Consider the following 15,947-nt stretch of genomic DNA (forward strand, 5'->3'; position numbering starts at 1 on the left):
CTCGGATTACTCTAGGGTTTGTCAGGGAAAAGCGGGCACCGCTCTTCCCGAAAAAACAAACTCAAACAAAAGGATCCAGAGCCTGTCCGCTTCAACGTGAAACGGACGGACTCTCGCGTGAGACCCGGGAAGCGGGAGCCGTCTGCCTGGATCCGGTTCAGCGCACGATGTTCCAGGTCGATGCATCGCAATCCAGAACACATGCAAGAGGACGCCCCCCGTGGCTGAGCAAACCTTGAAAGAAGCCTTCGAAGTCGCGGACACCGGCGCCGTGATTTCGGGAGAACTGATCCCGATCGATGGTCGTGGCAAGGTGCGCGTGACCTATAATTGGCTCTATTCCGCCCTGAACTGCGTCCCGAACGATTCCTCGTCCTTCTCCTGGGTGATCGAGAAAGTGTCTGGGGATGTGGTCGCCCTGTCGCCGCAAAGCCATTACGGCGGCATGAAGCTGTATGCCTCCGTGCGCCCCGACAACAGCTACCACGTGCAGGTCCAAGCGCCGTTTTCCGCGGATTGGATCACCAAGGCGCAGGGTGACGAGCATATCACAATGACCGAGCTTGGCTTCCTAACCGTGACGTTCAAGGGTTTGAACGGCCAGTACATGGCCGTCAACGGTTCGGAAAGCTCTGGCGTCATCTCGACCGGGGGCAGTCATTGCGGTTACCGGCTGCAAAGCAATGCCAGCAGAGCCGATGACGCCACCTTTTTCATCGCAGTCGATCAAGTCCTGCAATCCAAGATCGCCCTTCCCAAAATCACGGGACGCTCGCCAGAAGAACTGGTGAATTTCCTGGGAAAACGCGGCGTCGAAAATTTCGCGCAGATCGCCCTGCAAGTCGGCCGCTAACGCTACGCAAACGCGATCCGCATGTTACCACCCAACTCTTTCAACGGGGAGACACTTACATGCCAGACGGATCGAACCCCATTATCCAGCCCCCTAACCTATTGGTGACCAAGACCAATCCAACAACGGGCCAACAGCAGCAAGCGTTTCCGCTTCAGACCGAAGCCTGGCTGAAGATGCAAAACGTCGTGCAAATAGCCCTGCAATTTCCGTTGTCAAGATCCAGTTTCAACGATCTCTATGGCGATTTCAGCGATGAAGCGACGGTCGAACAGGCCGTGGATATTCTGTCGTCGATCAATCAAACCGCCAGCGCTTATGGCGACCCGACGACCTTGATCAGCGACCTGACCAAGTTCCAAAGCGCTAACACGGCCCCTGACACGATCTACGGCAACGGAGTGTGGCTGGCCTCTCAAACCCAAGTCACCGCGCAACAAATCGTATCGCTCCTGAATATCGGGCTCACTACGATCGGCAATATTTCGGATCCGAAAACGCGGCTTGACGATCTGACCCAGCTTTTGACCGGACCAGGCGGGGTCGATCCCTTGGCCAACGCGCTGAAGGACAATATCGACTCCTTCAACACCAAGACCACGGATTACTACAACCGGCTGAACGCCGAGCTGACGGGCAGCACAAACTCGCTTGAGTGGTATCTGGCCCAAGCCGACAACGTCCTTGAAGAGGCGCAAAAGGCCGTCTCGGACGATGCGGACGCCATCAAGCAGATGAACAAGGACCTTAAAAAGCTGAATGATGAATACATCGGATTTACGGTCGCGGCCAGTTCCTCGCCGCTTTTGCTTCTCGTACCCGTTTTCGGGCCGGTCCTGGCCGTTGCTGACGCAGCAACCTTCGGTACCCTGGCGGCCAAAGTTAAGCAAGAGATCGACGAGTTGAACAAGAAGCTGAAGACCGTCGAAAAGGACCAACAGCAAAAGTCCGCGCTGGTCACGCAACTGACCGGCTTCAACGCTCAGGCAGAGGATGTGGATGCGGATGGCAAGGCTTTCCTTCAGACCATCTCGACCATGATTGCCTGCTGGGTGGAGTTCAGCACACAGGTGCAAACGCGGCTCAAGGAGTTGTCACCTGACGATCTGAAGGACTGGAGCCAGTTCATGCAGCAGATCGAATTCCAAAGCGCAATCGATGGCTGGAAGCTGATCGAACAAAAGTCGGAAGAATTCTATCAGACCGGGTTTGTGCGCTTTTCCACGGATACCTCATCCAACTGATACGAGCGTTGTCGCGGCGGTCCCTCTTGTGGACCGTCGCGCGTTTGTCGCGCGTTTGTCGCGCGTTTGCACTGTGAGGGGATCCCGTAAATGGCCACTGGTTCGACAGCTTTTGTCCCGGATTGGGACGCGCTCAACCCTATTGCGGTCTCTTATGCCGACAGCTCTCCGCTGATGCCGCAGGTTATCTCCGCGACGCCTGGCGGAGGCTACGTGGGGATCGGGCTACAGAAAAACCTTGTCGATATCCTGGGTGAAGCGGAGGGCACGCTTGACCCGGGCAGGGGTGTGTTGGTGATCGCGGTGGATACGTTGACCCTGGCCGCAGGGACCACGACGATCAAGGCAATGGCGCTGTCGATCATGGCCCGTCGGATCGAGGTTGACGGCGGCGGTAGCGCCGAGATCATCCAGGATGCGGGTGGCAACCCCAAGGCAATGACGCAGATCTTTACAGCGGGTGTTGCCGGCGGCGTGTCGTTTGGCTTCGCCGGGGGGGCGGGTCCGGCGCCGCTGGTCCTTGCGACGGACCAATCCGCGCCGCAAGTGTTGACCGTTGCCGTCGCGAACCCAGGCAATCTGAACCCCACCAACTCCATTCCGGTGATCGCCGACTTCCTGCATTCGCCCTGGAACCTTTTGGCCCTGGAGGTCACGCAATCGGCCGCGGGCGTGCTGCTCTATCAGTCCGACCCCGGCGCATTGGAATTCGCCGGTGAGATGCTGCAATGGGTGGTGGCCGGCAATTATGCGCTGATCAGCCAAAGCGGATCCTTCCCATCGGTCGACTTCGATTCCGTCGCCTCTGTGCAAGGAGCCGCGCTGGCGCAATTGAACATCACCCAGGCGGCGGCCTCCGGTGCGACCTTTGTGCCGATCCTGTCGCAAGGCACCTATGAGGACGAGATCAACTCGCTTCTTCAAGTGGCGCAGATCTACGACGCCAAGATCTCGGCCTTCCGCGCCCAAAAGGATCTGGAGTCGCTTCTGTCGGAATTCGCCTCAACCCTCAGCGGGATCAGTCAATCCGCCGAGGCGCCGTTGATCAACACACTGAAGCGTCTGAACAGTGAACAAGCGCAGCTTACCAGCCAACTGAACAACGAAGCGATCAAACTGAATTCAGTTACTGAACAATTGGTGCCGCTGCAACAAGAACTTGTAGAAGCCATCCAAGATGAGTTCCAAAAAGAGCTGTTGCAAACCGCGATCAGCATTCTGACGACGTTGGGGACCCTTTACGTGGGTGGGGCCGCTATTCTGATCGGCGATCCGGAGATTGCGACAGTGGCCGCCAAACAAGCAAAAGCCGCGCTGGATCTCTTGGAGAAAGCCATCTCGGCGGGCGAATCCCTCGCCGAAACCATCAATTCTGGCTACACCTCACTTGGCTCCGCCCCCACCAAGGCGGATGCCGAGGCCGCGACGGCGGGGGCCGACGCCCTTGGCGGTGCGCTGGCCGGGTTTGGCGAGACCTCGGCACTTTTGTGGCAGGTGGTCAACGGCGCGATTACCAGCGGCGATTGGAACGTCAATCAGCCGCTTATGGCAGCCTTGGACAAGGCACCGAACCTCAACGGGTTTTCGATCGGCGGGCTCGACCCCGCAGCCTATTGGGACGCGACGGTCATTCAGACAGAGGCGATGGTCAAACCCTATCAGGGCAAGATCGGCGTGGCCGACACCTATCTGACCATGGTCGAGCTTGCCGCCGCCTATGGCAAGTCCGTCGCCGACCTGCAGATGAAGCTGCTCGGGCTCTTCAACCAGGGCATGGACGCGCTCGACCGGCTGCAATCCGTTCTCGATGCGGAGGCGCAATGGGAGGCGCTGCAAAAAGACCTCGACGACAAAGAGGCCCAGGTCAACGGCGCCATCGGCCTGTTGGAACGGGGGTATAACAGCGTTAAGCGGGACATCGTGGTCGCGGTGGATAATTACCGCGCTGCATTCCTTTACCAATGGCTGCAAGAGTCCGATGTGCAGGTCAACGCCTCAATGGATTACCTGCAATTGAGTAGTGCCGCGCAGAAATCCATCAAAAGCCTTGAAGATGTCTTGTCGGGAACGGCAAGCGGGTCCGTCCGGCCGCGTCAGAACTTCCAAAATCTGACATACGAGGTTGTTGCGGGTCCTGACGGGCTTTTTGAAACGGTGGATGGCAAGCGACAGGCGCGCTGGACCATTGCCACCAGTGACACCGCCCTTGCCGACCAACTCAGCGGCAATGGCGCGATTTACCTGACCGAGACCAAGTTTGAATTGGTCGGAGGCACCCAGTCAGGCGAAGTCCAGCTCGGGATCGAGATCTCCGGCAGTTTTGGCAATATCCGCAACGGATCGGATTACCGTTTTGTGTCGCAACCGGTGTCGATGACCAACAATTACAGGCCGGGCGATCCGCCAACCTTCATCACCACTTGGAAATTCGCGGACGCAGCGGCCTATATGACGCCCACGCCCTACACACAGTGGACGCTGACAGCGCATGAAGCCGAGACCGAAGGCGTGAGCGCGATCAAGATGACGATCGCGGGCCTCTTCTTGCAAAACAGTTAGGGCGCGGTCCGCATACGGATCCAACGAATCAGGCGTGCGGCCGAAGGAATTCTCCTCGGCCGCACGCTTTTTTTGGTGAAGCGGGAGGAGGGGCAAGGGCCCTTTTCTCGCCAGGAAAGGGAATGTAGACAGAGAGGTATCTGTCTTTCGATGGATCTTTCTCGACCTTTAGCGGTCTTTACGGTGCGTCATTTTTTTTACAATATTGTAAAGGAATACACTGCGGCGACAGCCAGCCAACGCCATGTCCGCTCCCCCAAAAACGGCCGATCAGTCTCGGATGGTTTTTTGCGGCATTATCGTCCATGGCGTGTGTCGGGCCGAGGGAAGAAAGCGATTCATTCCGACGGGGAGAAATCCCGCTTTCAAGGGGATCGTCCGGAAGGGATGAAGCGAAGTCAGGCTTTGGGGAAGGGGGATCCCTCCAAAGTCTGAAATCGGCGGACCATAACACCTTGTCGAGGGGAGAGAATCCTTTGAGCGAGCAAGGTGGCCCGGGAGAGGATACATGCATAAGTTTAAGGTCGGAACGCGCATCATGGCCGCGTTCGGTCTGGTTTTCGCGCTGCTGCTGGGCGTTGGCGCCGTTGGCGTCCTGTCGGCGGGGACGGCCGAGCAAACGTTCGGGGACTATCTGCAAGAGGCGCGTAGCAAGGATCAGGTCGTTCAAATCGAGCGCAATCTGGTCGAGGCGCGACGTCTGGTGTCTGATTACCATCAGACCGGCAACGACGAGCACCTTTCGGACATTACCGAAACCATGGAAACGGTTTCGGCGGCGCTCAAGGACTTGCGCACGCATCTTGACGACCCGGGGTCTGTTTCGGTTCTCGGTCAGTTGATCGAGCAGGTGGACGGGTACACCGATGACTTCTCGCGCTCGATCGGTCTGCGCGCCGAGCGGGCCGGCCTGGTGGCCGACGAGGACGTGGCTCTTTCCAAGGTGGGCGCGGCCCTGGTCGAACGTCCGGAACAAACGCCAGAGGTTCACGCCGCGTTGGACGGCCTGCGTCCGGTTTTTTCCGAGGCGCATCTTCTGATCCGCCATTTCCAAGATACGATGGAGGATAAGGACCTCGAACGGGCGCAGGCCCGCTTGCGGACGGTGGAAGAGCGTCTCAAGGTTTCCCTGACGAACGGGGATCCCGCCGTGAGGGCTGTCTTGTCCCCCGTTCAAGGCCAGCTGGCCCAGTTGCTCGCAGTGTTCGGGCAGACCCGCGCGGTCACCGCCGCCTACAAGACCCTGGTGGAGGGGCCCCTGGTCGAGCGCGCGGCGAGACTGGGCGACCTGTCGGCCCAACTGATGAACAACGAACAGCGCTTGAACCAGCAGGCGGCGGATCATCTGATCGAGCACCTGACCCAGCAGCGTATCTTGCAAATCGTGGTGACCCTGGTGGCCTTTGCCGTGGGGCTGGGCTCGGCGGTGGTTCTGGCGGGGGGCATTGTCAACCCGCTGGTGGCGATGACCGCCGCCATGAAGCGCCTTGCCGAAGGAGACCGCTCGGTCATCATCCCCGGCATGACCTACCACGACGAGATTGGCGCCATGGCCCAGGCGGTGCAGGTGTTCAAGGAGAACGCGGAGCGGGTCGATCATCTGCAAGCCGAGCAGGAAGAAGTCAAGCGCCGCTCGGAGGAGGAGCGGCGCCAGGCCCTGGCCACCCTGGCCGATGGCTTTGAAGCCACGGTCGGCCGGGTGGTTGAAACCTTGACCGGGGCGGTGGACGCCTTGCGGGAATCGTCGGCGGACATGACCCGCTCGGCCGGAGAAACCACGGTCCAGGCCACGGCGGTGGCGGCCGCCGCCGAACAGGCCTCGGCCAACGTCGACACGGTGGCGGCGGCGACCGAGGAACTGGCCAGTTCCGAACGGGTGATCAGCGAGCACGTTCACCGCTCGTCGGATGTGGCGGGCCAGGCGGCGCGCCAGGCCCTGGAAACCCGGGAAACCATGGAACGCATGGTGGCCTCGGTCGGGCGCATCGGCGAGGTGATCGACCTGATCACCGCCATTGCCTCGCAAACCAACCTGCTGGCGCTGAACGCCACCATCGAGGCCGCGCGGGCCGGCGAGGCGGGCAAGGGGTTTGCCGTGGTCGCGGGCGAGGTCAAGGCGCTGGCCAACCAGACGACCCGGGCCACCAGCGAAATCGCCGAACAGATCGGGCGCGTTCAGACGGTGACCGGCGAGGCGGCCGGAGCGATCCAGACCATCGGCGGCACGGTGGGCGAAATCGACCAGATCGCCAGTTCGATCGCGGCGGCGGTCGAGGAACAGGCGGCGGCTACCGCCGAGATCGCCCGCAACGTGGCCGAGGCCTCGCGCGGGACGCACGACGTCTCGACCAGCATCGGCTCGGTGCACCATGCGAGCGGTCAGACGAACCGGGCGGCGGATCACATCGCCGAGGCCGCCCGCGCCTTGTCAACCCAAACCGAGGTGTTGCGTCAGGAAGTGGCGCGCTTCCTGGTTTCGGTGCGCAAGGGGCCCGAGGCCGCGTAATCCAGCGGCCTACAAGGAGCGCACGACGGCGTCGAGCGGCACCGCCGGACGCGGGGCCGGCGCCGTCGTGGGAGTCCCCAGGTACAAGAAGCCCACGATCTGGTCTTGGTCGCCAAGGTCCAGCGCGGCGTGAAGGGTGCGATCGACCATCAGCCACCCCGAGCGCCAGATGCCGCCAAAGCCTTGCGCGACCGCCGCCATTTGCATGGCATGGAGGGCGGCGCCCGCGCACAGCTGCTGCTCGAACACCGTCACCACCTCGTGGGGCTTGTGGCGGGCGACCACCACGATCACCAGGGGGGCGCGGTGAGGCAGGCGGGCGCAGCGTTCAATCACCTCGTCGGGCTTGCCGGCCTTGCGGGCGGCTTCGGTCATCAAGGCGCCCAGGCGGTCGAGCCCCGCTCCGCTGGCGATCAGGAATTCGTATGGGTGCAGGTGTTTGAAGTCCGGCACGCGGGTGCCGGCGGTCAAGATGGCGTCAAGCGCCTCGCCGGTGGGGGCGGGCGCGGCCAGGGCGGCGCACGAGCGGCGGGTCAGCAACAGTTCCAGGGCGTCCAAGGCGGGGGCTCCATTGGCTCGGGAAGGGGCGCGGGTCCCAAATCCCCCGGGCCGGGGGCGAGACGGGTCGGGCCCGGAAAGCGCCCACTTTTTTCCCCCCGCCTGCGAAGATCCAGTGCTTTTTTCGCGCCCGTCCCCTTGTCTTGACAGGCGATCCCTTGAAAAGGAAACTGTCCACAAGGTTAAAGGGAGAGCCTCCCTTGATCGAGACCAGGGCGACCCAGCGCCTGCCCCTTGGCCTCCGACGCGGCATGAGCCGGTAATCCACCCGATCCTTCCGCCGGCCTCCGGGCCGGGGAGGGAAACCTGGAGTCCGCGCCCATGTCTGTTGCTCCCTTTCCTTCTTCCTCTCGACCGATCCCGGGAACCGCCCGGCCCGGCCTGCCCCGGCCGGCCTGCCAGGGGGGGGCCTTGTCCGCGCCGTCTTCCCGGGCTGGGGGGCCCGCCTTGCTCCTGGACCGGCTGCTGGGGACCTTGCGCCGGAGCGGAATCGCGGCGGATGATCTGATCGCGCTGCTGGCGCGGACCGTGGTGGATCTTCTCATCGCCGATGGCAGGCGCGGCGCCGCGCTGGATCGCGCGCTGTTGACCCTGATTGAAGGCATGTGGCAGCGCGCCGCCGAACGGGGGCGCTGTCCGCCGGCGGCGGGAGGGGGTGTGTCGGTTGGCACGGCGGGGTGTGGGCGGCCTCCATCCCGTTCCGGGGGAGAGAAATAAGGTTCTAGAATTGTATTTTATTCCTTGGAGCGGGCGCCCTGCTCATCCCATTGCCCGAACCTTGATCGGCTCGACAAAGGTGAAGATCTTGCGCAAGTTGCGCAGTCGCTCGATCTGGGCCGGCGAAAGCTGGGTATTGGCGGCCAGGATCAGGTGCCCGTTGGTCAACCGGATGTCGGAGAGCACGTATTGACCGGGCTGCAGGGCGGCCAGGGGCAGCTCGATGGCCGCTCCGGGGCCGCCGGTGGCCAGGGTTTCCAGGCAGGCGCGCACCTTGGGATACAGATCCGGGTCGTATTGCGCCCGCCTGCGATCCAGAGCCTCGAAGGTGCCGGGGGAAAGCTGGCCGCCCTGGGCGGCTTCGGCCGTATCCTTGAGGATCTTGAGCAGGCGGGCATCAAGCGGGATGTCCTTGCCCCTGGGCCCGTCGGGCGGGAAACCCGACCCGTCGAAGCCCCGGTCTTGCAAATAAAGGATCTCGGCCACCGGAGCCAGGCGAGGGATATGGGAAACCAGATTGCGCGCCACCTCGGGCGAGTTTTCGAACATGGAGCGTTCCAGGGCGGTGAGCGGTTCGCCCTGGTGTTTCTTCGCCAGAAGTTCGGGCGGAATCGCCACTTGCCCCACCGGGAGCAAGGCCAGGGCCACGTCCAGGCTCCAGCGATGGGGCATCTTGAACTCGGTGGTCAGGAGCCGCAGCCATTCGCGCAGGCGCGTCGCCACGCCGGCCGCGACGGGATCGTTCATCGACGCGATTTCAACCAGGACCCGCACCGATCCGGTCAGGGTTTTTTCCAGAAGCTCGCGTTCGGCTGTCACGAGATGGTATTGCCGTACACCGGCCTGAAGCCCGGCGCGCAGAACGTCCGGCGGGCACGGCTTGGTGAAAAAACGAAAAATGTTGCCCTGGTTGATGGCGTTGATCGCGGTTTGCTGATCGGCGTTCCCGGTCAGCATCATGCGCACCGTGTCGGGCGCCAGCTCGCACAGGCGCTTCAGGGTTTCTATCCCGTCGAGGCCCGGCATGCGCATGTCGCACAAGGCAACGGCGAAGGGGGTTTGCTTCTTGGTGGCGTCGGCGACCAGGGCCAGGGCCTCCTCGCCGCCCTGGGCCGGGACGATGGTGAAGGCGTCGCTCAGCTGGCGACGCAGGGCCGATAACAGGTGATGATCGTCATCAATGACCAAGATGCGGTCTTCCATCATCGGGTCCCTTTCGAGCAAGGCGAGGAGATCAGGGCCTGCCAGGCCGGCACGTGGGAGTCGAGGCCGACCCGGGCCAGATAGGCCCGGTCCAGGGCGGGGCGGGTTCCCTCGACCGTCGAGGCCAGCAACGGCGCCGGCCCCAGGGCGAGCGCGCCATGGAGCACGCCCAGCAATGGGTTGTCGCCTCCCGCCGGCGCCTCGCGGGGATGCCAGGCATGGGCCACGGCTTCCACCAAGGAAGGCGCGAAGCCCCACAACCCCAGCAGATAGGCCCCGATCAGGCCGTGCGCGGCGCCAAAGGTTTCCTGTTCCAGGCGATCAAGCGGGTTTTTGACATCGACACGGGGCAGTATCGTCCGGTACGCGGCGCCGTGGGCGTCGATCAGGACCAAGGTGCCGATGTGGGAGAGCATGCCCGTGCAATGGGCCACCTTGGCCAGTTCGGCGGGAGCCCCGGAGGCCAGGGCCAGGGCCTCGCAGCGTCCGGCCAGGTCGAGGCTGAAGCGGGTGAGCGCCTCCAGCATCGGCAGGTCGCCGGGACGGCCCGAGAACTGGCGAAACAGGCCAATCCCCAACACCAGGGTTTGCACCGTCTCCAGGCCCACGGCGCGCAGGGCCTGCAACGGCGTGGCCGCCGGTGTTCCCAGCGAAAAATAAGCGGAATTGGTCAGGCGCAGCAGCTCGGCGGTCATGGCCAGATCCCTGGCGATGATCGCCGCCACCGACCGGGCCGAGGCGAGGGGGGATCGCAACTCGGCTTCGATCTCGCCATACACGGCGGGCAGGCTGGGCAGGTTGGAAAGCCCGGTCAGGGCCGAGCGCAGGCCAGGATCGGTCATCCGCTCGCGCAGGGCCAGGGGCCGGGCGATGGCCTGTTGCAGCGCCGCCGGGGTGCAGGGCTTGGCCAGGTACAAATGCGCGGGGCCGACGGTGCGCAAGATGGCGCTTTCCTCGGCGTAGCCCGACAAAATGACCCGAACCGTGGCCGGATGATCCCGGCGTACCGTCTCCAGGACCTGGGCCCCGTCCATCCCCGGCATGCGCATGTCGGAAACGATCACGTCCACGGGCCCGTTGGCGTCGATCCACGCCAGAGCCTCCGGGCCCGAGGCGAAAAAGAAGGTGTCCCACTGCCCGGCCATGGAGCTCATTGAACGCATGAGGCCACGCAAGACATGCGGTTCATCGTCGACGAAAAGAACCCTGGGGCGGTCCATCCTCAGGAGTCCTCATGGTCGGTGGGGGTGCCGTCAACCGGCAGCCGAACCGTGAAAACGGCCCCCTGGCCGGGCTCGCCGCCGGCTTCCAGGGTACCCCCATGCTTGGTGGCCACCACGTCGCGACAGATGGCCAGTCCCTGGCCGGTGCCCTTGCCGACCTCCTTGGTGGTGAAGAAGGGATCGAACAGGCGTTCACGAATTTCCTCGGGAATCCCGGTGCCCGTGTCGGTAACCCGGACCTCGACAAACGGGCCATCGGTCGAGGTCGTGACGGTGATGGTTCCCGGCAGAGGCTTGCCCGAGGCTTCGATGGCGTGCACCGCGTTGACGATCAGGTTGAGGAAAACCTGATTCATTTCGCCGGCATGGCACAAAACGGGGGGCAGGTCGGCCTGGAAGGCGCGCACGATGGTGGCGGCGTGCTTCCACACATTGCGGCTGACCGTGAGCGTGCTTTCCAGGGCACGGTTAAGGTCGGTCATGGTTTTGGTGCTGGTGCCGGGATGGGAAAAATCCTTCATCGACAAAACGATGCGGGCGATCTGCTCAACCCCGTCGAGGGATTCCCGCACCGCCACCGGCACCTCGGCCCCAAGGAAGGAGAAGTTGCTCCGGTCGATCGTGCTGGAAAGAGCCTCGCGGGCCGCTTCCAGGGCTGCCCCGTTCGTGCCAGCCTGGGCGAGGGCCTGCGACAGGGTCCGGGCTTCCTCGATGGCGGTGAACACCGTGCCCAGGGCCTCGTCGATGAAGCGCAGGTTGTCGCCGATGTACTGAACGGGCGTGTTGATTTCGTGGGCGATGCCGGCGGCAAGCTGGCCGACGCTCGACAGGCGCGACGCCTGGAACAGCTCGCGCTGGGCCCGTTTCAGGGATTGGATGTCGCGAAAGGAGAGCACGGCCGAGCGGCGCGCGCCGTCCTCGCCCAGGGGCGAGCAGGCATAGGCCACATCCAGCACGGCACCGGCCGGGGTTGTGAACACCGCGTCGTCATCGCGCACCGTGACACCCGTCTCCAGCACCCGGCGCAAGGGCGAGTCGACGAAGGGAAGATCGCCCTGGAGGGTGCGGATCCCAAGCACCGAATCAAGGGGGTGGCCCTCGACCTCGCCACAGGCCAGCAACTGGCGCGCGGACGGATTGGCGAAGCTGATCTGCCCTTGGGAATCCATCACAAGAACGCCTTCGAACAGACTGTCGGTCATGGCTTTCAGGCGTTCGCGCGACTGGCGCAAGGCGCCTTCCACCCGCCGGCGCACGATGATTTCGCCTTTCAGCTCGGCGGTGCGCACGCTGACCTGGCGCTCCAACTCGCGCTGCTGTTCCTCGCGCGAGCGTTCGAAACGCAGGCGTTCCGTGGCATCGCGAAAAACCAGCACGTTTCCCGCCCGGCCGTTGTCCTTGGCGACCGGGGCCACGAAAAAGTCCACGGGAATCAGGCACCCGTCGCTGGCCCGGCGAATTTCGGTGCTCACCTGGGCCGTGACAGTGCTGTGGCAGGCCTCGCGGAGCGGCGTGGAAAACGGGGGTTCCCTCCCGGAACCAAACGCCGAAGTCGGCAGGGGAGACGAGGCGGGTGCGTCGGGATTGATCAGGTCGTGGAAGACCATCCCGGTCATGGCGTCGGGAGTCCGGCCCAGAATCGTCCCGGCCATGCGGTTGGCGAAGTTGACCCGCCCGGCGGCGTCCAGGCCCACGATGCCTTCGCCCGCCGAGTCAAGAATCACTTCGTAGCGCCGGCGCAGGTCGTCCAGGTCCTGTTCGCGCTGCTTCAGTTCGGTGATGTCGGTGCGGATGGACACCACGCCGCCGCCGTGCATGGCGCACTCGCGGCTCAGCATCCAGCGGCCGTCGGTCAACTTGACGATAAAGGCCTCGCCATCGGCCTTATGGTGGCGGCGCAGGCGATCGGCCAGCCAGGTTTCGAAATCAACCGCGCCAAGGTCGAACACATGGCGGTGATGGCATTCGTGCAGGATCTGTTCGAACGACGCGCCCGGTTTGACGAAAACTCCCATGGGATCGAAACTTTGAGAATAAGCCGGATTGCAAATGAACAACCGGTCGTCGGGATCGTAGACGGCAATGGCGCCGGTGAAACTTTCAATCGCGTCCACCAACTGCTGATGGGCGCGCTGGGCGCGGTGTTCGGCCATGACCTCGCGGGTGATGTCGGTCCCGATCCCCCGGTAGCCGCAGTAAAATCCATCGGGCGTGAAAATGGGCAGGCCGCTCAGGCGCAAGGTGCGCCGGTCCCGTCCACCGGGCGGGCCCACCGAGAACACCAGATCGCGAAAGCGGATGCGCGCCTCGATGCACGTGCGCAAGATCAAGGCGAACTCGGGCGTGTCGTCGAGCCCGATTTCAAACCAGGAATGCCCCACCAGCGCCGAGGGCTTGACCCCCAGGACCCCGCCGATCTGCTCCGAGGCAAAGGTCAGGCAATCCCGGGCGTCGGTTTCCCAAAACCAATCCGAATCGGAGGAGAAAGGCGAGGGGGGCGCGTCGTCGGAAGGCGCGGCGCGCTGGGCATCGTGGCCGGCGACGATGCGGGTGCCGTGGTCGCCCACGGCCACGTCGCGCACGCTGTAGCGAAAGAGCAGGGGGGCCGCGTCCTCGCGTTCGGCCAGGCCTTCGCCGCTGCGCTCCGTGCCGGGGAGGCTGCACGCGGACAGATCGGGCAGGCCACCGCGAAACAGGCTGGCAAAGGGGCGCCCGCGCAGGCCTTCCAGGGAATGGCCGAACAGATGCTGGGCCTCGGTGTTGCCCCAGATGATCTGGTCGGCCTGATCAAGCACGAACAAGGCTTCCTCGGGGTGCTCGCTCAGGGTTTTGAACTCGTAATCGGCGCGCATCCAGGCCGAAATGTCGATCCAGGCCCCTTCCCAGGCAATGCGTCCGTCGGGCAGGCGCTGGGGCTCGCTGGCGCCGCGCAGCCAGCGCGTTTCCCCGTTCGCGGTCACCACCCGGAACTGCTCGCGGCACAAGGTCAGGTGCCGGGCCGAGGTCTCGATGGCTTCTTGCAGCCCCGGACGGTCGGCGGGGTGGACCAGATCGGACGTGCCTTCCTGTAGCACCAGATGCCCCACCAGCCGCGAAAGAGTGGGCGACACCATGGGATAGGTCAGCCGTCCATCGGGCCCCAGCTCGCGGCGGAACAAAACGCAGGCCAGATCGTCGAACACCCCGGCCAGGCGGTGAAGCGAAGGGGCCGGATCGCTGACAGGGAAGACAGGGACGGTCATGACGGGGCCGGGCTCCAGAAACGGGGGAAGGCGGCACAGGCGCGACAATGCATGCGTTAGGATACGGAATGAAGGTGGGGTTTTGTCCCGCGTTTTTGGAGAGGGGCGCGACGTTTCCTGTCCCGAACCGGCCCGGTGGCAAGCGGGGCGCAAGTGGTCTTGCCGATTGGCGATGGTGTGCTACAACACTCGATCCGCGCTCGTGTGTCGCGGTGTTCGATCCCGCCTTGACTGGAGAAGGCCATGCTTCAGGGCTCCATTACCGCCCTCATCACCCCGTTTCGCGATGGCGCGCTGGACGAGCGCGCGTTCCAGGACTTCGTGGCCTGGCAGATCGCCGAGGGGACCGACGGTATCGTTCCGGTTGGAACGACCGGCGAGTCGCCGACGCTGAGCCACGAGGAGCATAAACGGGTGGTGGATCTGGCCGTCGAGGTTGCCAGCGGCAAGATTCCGGTCATCGCCGGGGCCGGATCGAACTCGACCGCCGAGGCCATCGATTTCACCCGTCACGCGGTCAAGGCCGGGGCCAACGCGGTTCTGGTCGTCACCCCCTATTACAACAAGCCGACGCAAGAAGGGCTGTACCAGCACTTCCGCGCCGTGGCCCAGGCGGCGGGCGACCTGCCGGTGATCGTGTACAACATCCCCGGGCGCTCGTCCGTGGACATGCACCATGACACCTTGGTCCGTCTGGCCCGCGAGGTGCCGAACATTGCCGGCGTCAAGGATGCCACCTGCGACCTGGCCCGCCCGCTGCGCACCCGCGTGGCGCTGGGCAAGTCGTTCATCCAGCTGTCGGGCGAGGACATCACCGCCACCGCCTTCCTGGCCCAAGGGGGCGTCGGCTGCATCTCGGTGACCTCGAACGTGGCGCCTCGCCTGTGCGCCACCATGCACAAGGCATGGCGCGAGGGCGATCTCGCCACCTGCTTCGCCATCCGCGACCAGCTGGTGCCCCTGCACGACGCCCTGTTTTGCGAAACCAGCCCCGGGCCGGTGAAGTACGCGGCCAGCCTGCTGGGCCTGGTCAGCGCCGAAACCCGCCTGCCCATGGTCCCGATCGCCGAAACCTCCCGCGTTCGGGTGGAAACGGCCATGCGCGGGCTGGGGCTGATCGCGTAACCGACCTGTCAAACGCTGCCCTTCTTCCTTTTGGCCCGGTGGCCAGGGGGGGAGGGCGGCGCCTTATCTTTTGCCGGAAAGTGGACGAGTCCCATGGCCGAGCGCGGCGGCAGCACCTTGATTTCCCACGGCCGGGTGGCGGAAAACCGCCGCGCCCGCCACGACTACAGCATCGAGGAAACGCTGGAAGCCGGGCTGGTGCTGGCCGGCACCGAGGTGAAATCCCTGCGCACCGGGCGCGCCAACATCGCCGACGCCTTCGCCGGGGCCGGGCGCGATGGGGATCTGTACCTGTACAACGCCTATATCCCCGAATGGAAACAGGCGGTGCGCGCCTTCGCCCACGAAACCCGCCAGCCGCGCAAGCTACTGCTTCACAAGCGCGAGGCCAACCGTCTGCTCAGTGCCATCACCCGCGACGGCATGACCCTGGTTCCCTTGTTCCTGTATTTCAACGATCGCGGCTTCGCCAAGGTGCAACTGGGCCTCGCCAAGGGCCGCAAGGCCCACGACAAGCGCCAGGCGATCAAGGAACGCGAATGGAACCGCGACAAGGCCCGCGTTCTGCGCGACAAGGGCTGACGTCGGCGGGGACGGACCGAACAGGTTTCGGGCTGGCGCCCGATTTTTTCCCGGGGCGATGCCCAGGACCCCCTTTCTTTTATCAATAAAAAGCGCCCCCTCGTCAGGAGGAGGCGCTTTTCCTTTTGATCACGG

Annotated in this window: 11 protein-coding genes; 7 read left to right on the forward strand and 4 right to left on the reverse strand. The window is 63.9% G+C overall.

All coding sequences use genetic code 11. From position 1 onward, the window contains the following. Nucleotides 1-220 precede the first annotated feature (220 nt). The 4 genes from ROR02_RS06245 to ROR02_RS06260 all read left to right on the forward strand — a co-directional run bounded on the left by ROR02_RS06245 (nt 221) and on the right by ROR02_RS06260 (nt 7,162). Nucleotides 221-853, forward strand: a complete 633-nt coding sequence (locus ROR02_RS06245) for a hypothetical protein (RefSeq protein WP_147163156.1) — start codon at nt 221-223, stop codon at nt 851-853. Between the two features lie 59 nt (nt 854-912). Further along, nucleotides 913-2,097 carry a hypothetical protein gene (locus ROR02_RS06250; RefSeq protein ID WP_147163157.1) on the forward strand — a complete coding sequence of 395 codons (1,185 nt, stop codon included), beginning with the start codon at nt 913-915 and terminating at the stop codon, nt 2,095-2,097. A gap of 90 nt (nt 2,098-2,187) precedes the next feature. Next, a complete protein-coding gene (locus tag ROR02_RS06255) occupies nt 2,188-4,656 on the forward strand; it encodes a hypothetical protein (RefSeq protein ID WP_147163158.1) in 2,469 nt (822 codons plus the stop codon). A gap of 508 nt (nt 4,657-5,164) precedes the next feature. Further along, a complete protein-coding gene (locus ROR02_RS06260) occupies nt 5,165-7,162 on the forward strand; it encodes a HAMP domain-containing methyl-accepting chemotaxis protein (RefSeq protein ID WP_147163159.1) in 1,998 nt (665 codons plus the stop codon). 9 nt (nt 7,163-7,171) lie between these two features. Here the strand turns inward: ROR02_RS06260 and ROR02_RS06265 are convergent, their stop codons facing one another. Further along, entirely contained in the window at nt 7,172-7,720 is a 549-nt protein-coding gene (locus ROR02_RS06265) for an NAD(P)H nitroreductase (RefSeq protein ID WP_147163160.1), read from the reverse strand. Nucleotides 7,721-8,041: 321 nt separating this feature from the next. Between ROR02_RS06265 and ROR02_RS06270 the strand changes: the two genes are divergently transcribed. Then, complete coding sequence (locus tag ROR02_RS06270; protein ID WP_147163161.1) at nt 8,042-8,437, forward strand: hypothetical protein; 396 nt, start codon at nt 8,042-8,044, stop codon at nt 8,435-8,437. Nucleotides 8,438-8,479: 42 nt separating this feature from the next. Here the strand turns inward: ROR02_RS06270 and ROR02_RS06275 are convergent, their stop codons facing one another. Genes ROR02_RS06275 through ROR02_RS06285 form a run of 3 tightly spaced genes read right to left on the reverse strand, consistent with a single transcriptional unit; the run spans nt 8,480 to nt 14,105 of the window. Further along, complete coding sequence (locus ROR02_RS06275) at nt 8,480-9,640, reverse strand: HD domain-containing phosphohydrolase (RefSeq protein ID WP_147163162.1); 1,161 nt, start codon at nt 9,638-9,640, stop codon at nt 8,480-8,482. Next, nucleotides 9,640-10,860, reverse strand: a complete 1,221-nt coding sequence (locus tag ROR02_RS06280) for a response regulator (protein WP_147163163.1) — start codon at nt 10,858-10,860, stop codon at nt 9,640-9,642. Before ROR02_RS06280 ends, ROR02_RS06275 begins: the two co-directional genes overlap by 1 nt. A 2-nt stretch (nt 10,861-10,862) precedes the next feature. Next, nucleotides 10,863-14,105: a PAS domain S-box protein gene (locus ROR02_RS06285; RefSeq protein WP_147163164.1), complete on the reverse strand. Its 3,243-nt coding sequence runs from the start codon at nt 14,103-14,105 to the stop codon at nt 10,863-10,865. Between the two features lie 243 nt (nt 14,106-14,348). On the opposite strand from ROR02_RS06285, the gene dapA reads away from it, so the two are divergent. Together dapA and smpB are read left to right on the forward strand one after the other, a co-directional pair. After that, nucleotides 14,349-15,230, forward strand: coding sequence for a 4-hydroxy-tetrahydrodipicolinate synthase (gene dapA / locus ROR02_RS06290; RefSeq protein ID WP_147163165.1), 882 nt, complete (start codon nt 14,349-14,351; stop codon nt 15,228-15,230). Nucleotides 15,231-15,323: 93 nt separating this feature from the next. Further along, nucleotides 15,324-15,812 (forward strand): SsrA-binding protein SmpB, encoded by a 489-nt coding sequence (smpB, locus tag ROR02_RS06295; RefSeq protein ID WP_147163166.1) that lies wholly within the window; start codon nt 15,324-15,326, stop codon nt 15,810-15,812. Nucleotides 15,813-15,947: the final 135 nt, after the last annotated feature.

The sequence above is a fragment of the Pararhodospirillum oryzae genome, assembly GCF_007992075.1.
GTDB classification, from domain to species: Bacteria; Pseudomonadota; Alphaproteobacteria; order Rhodospirillales; family Rhodospirillaceae; genus Pararhodospirillum; species Pararhodospirillum oryzae.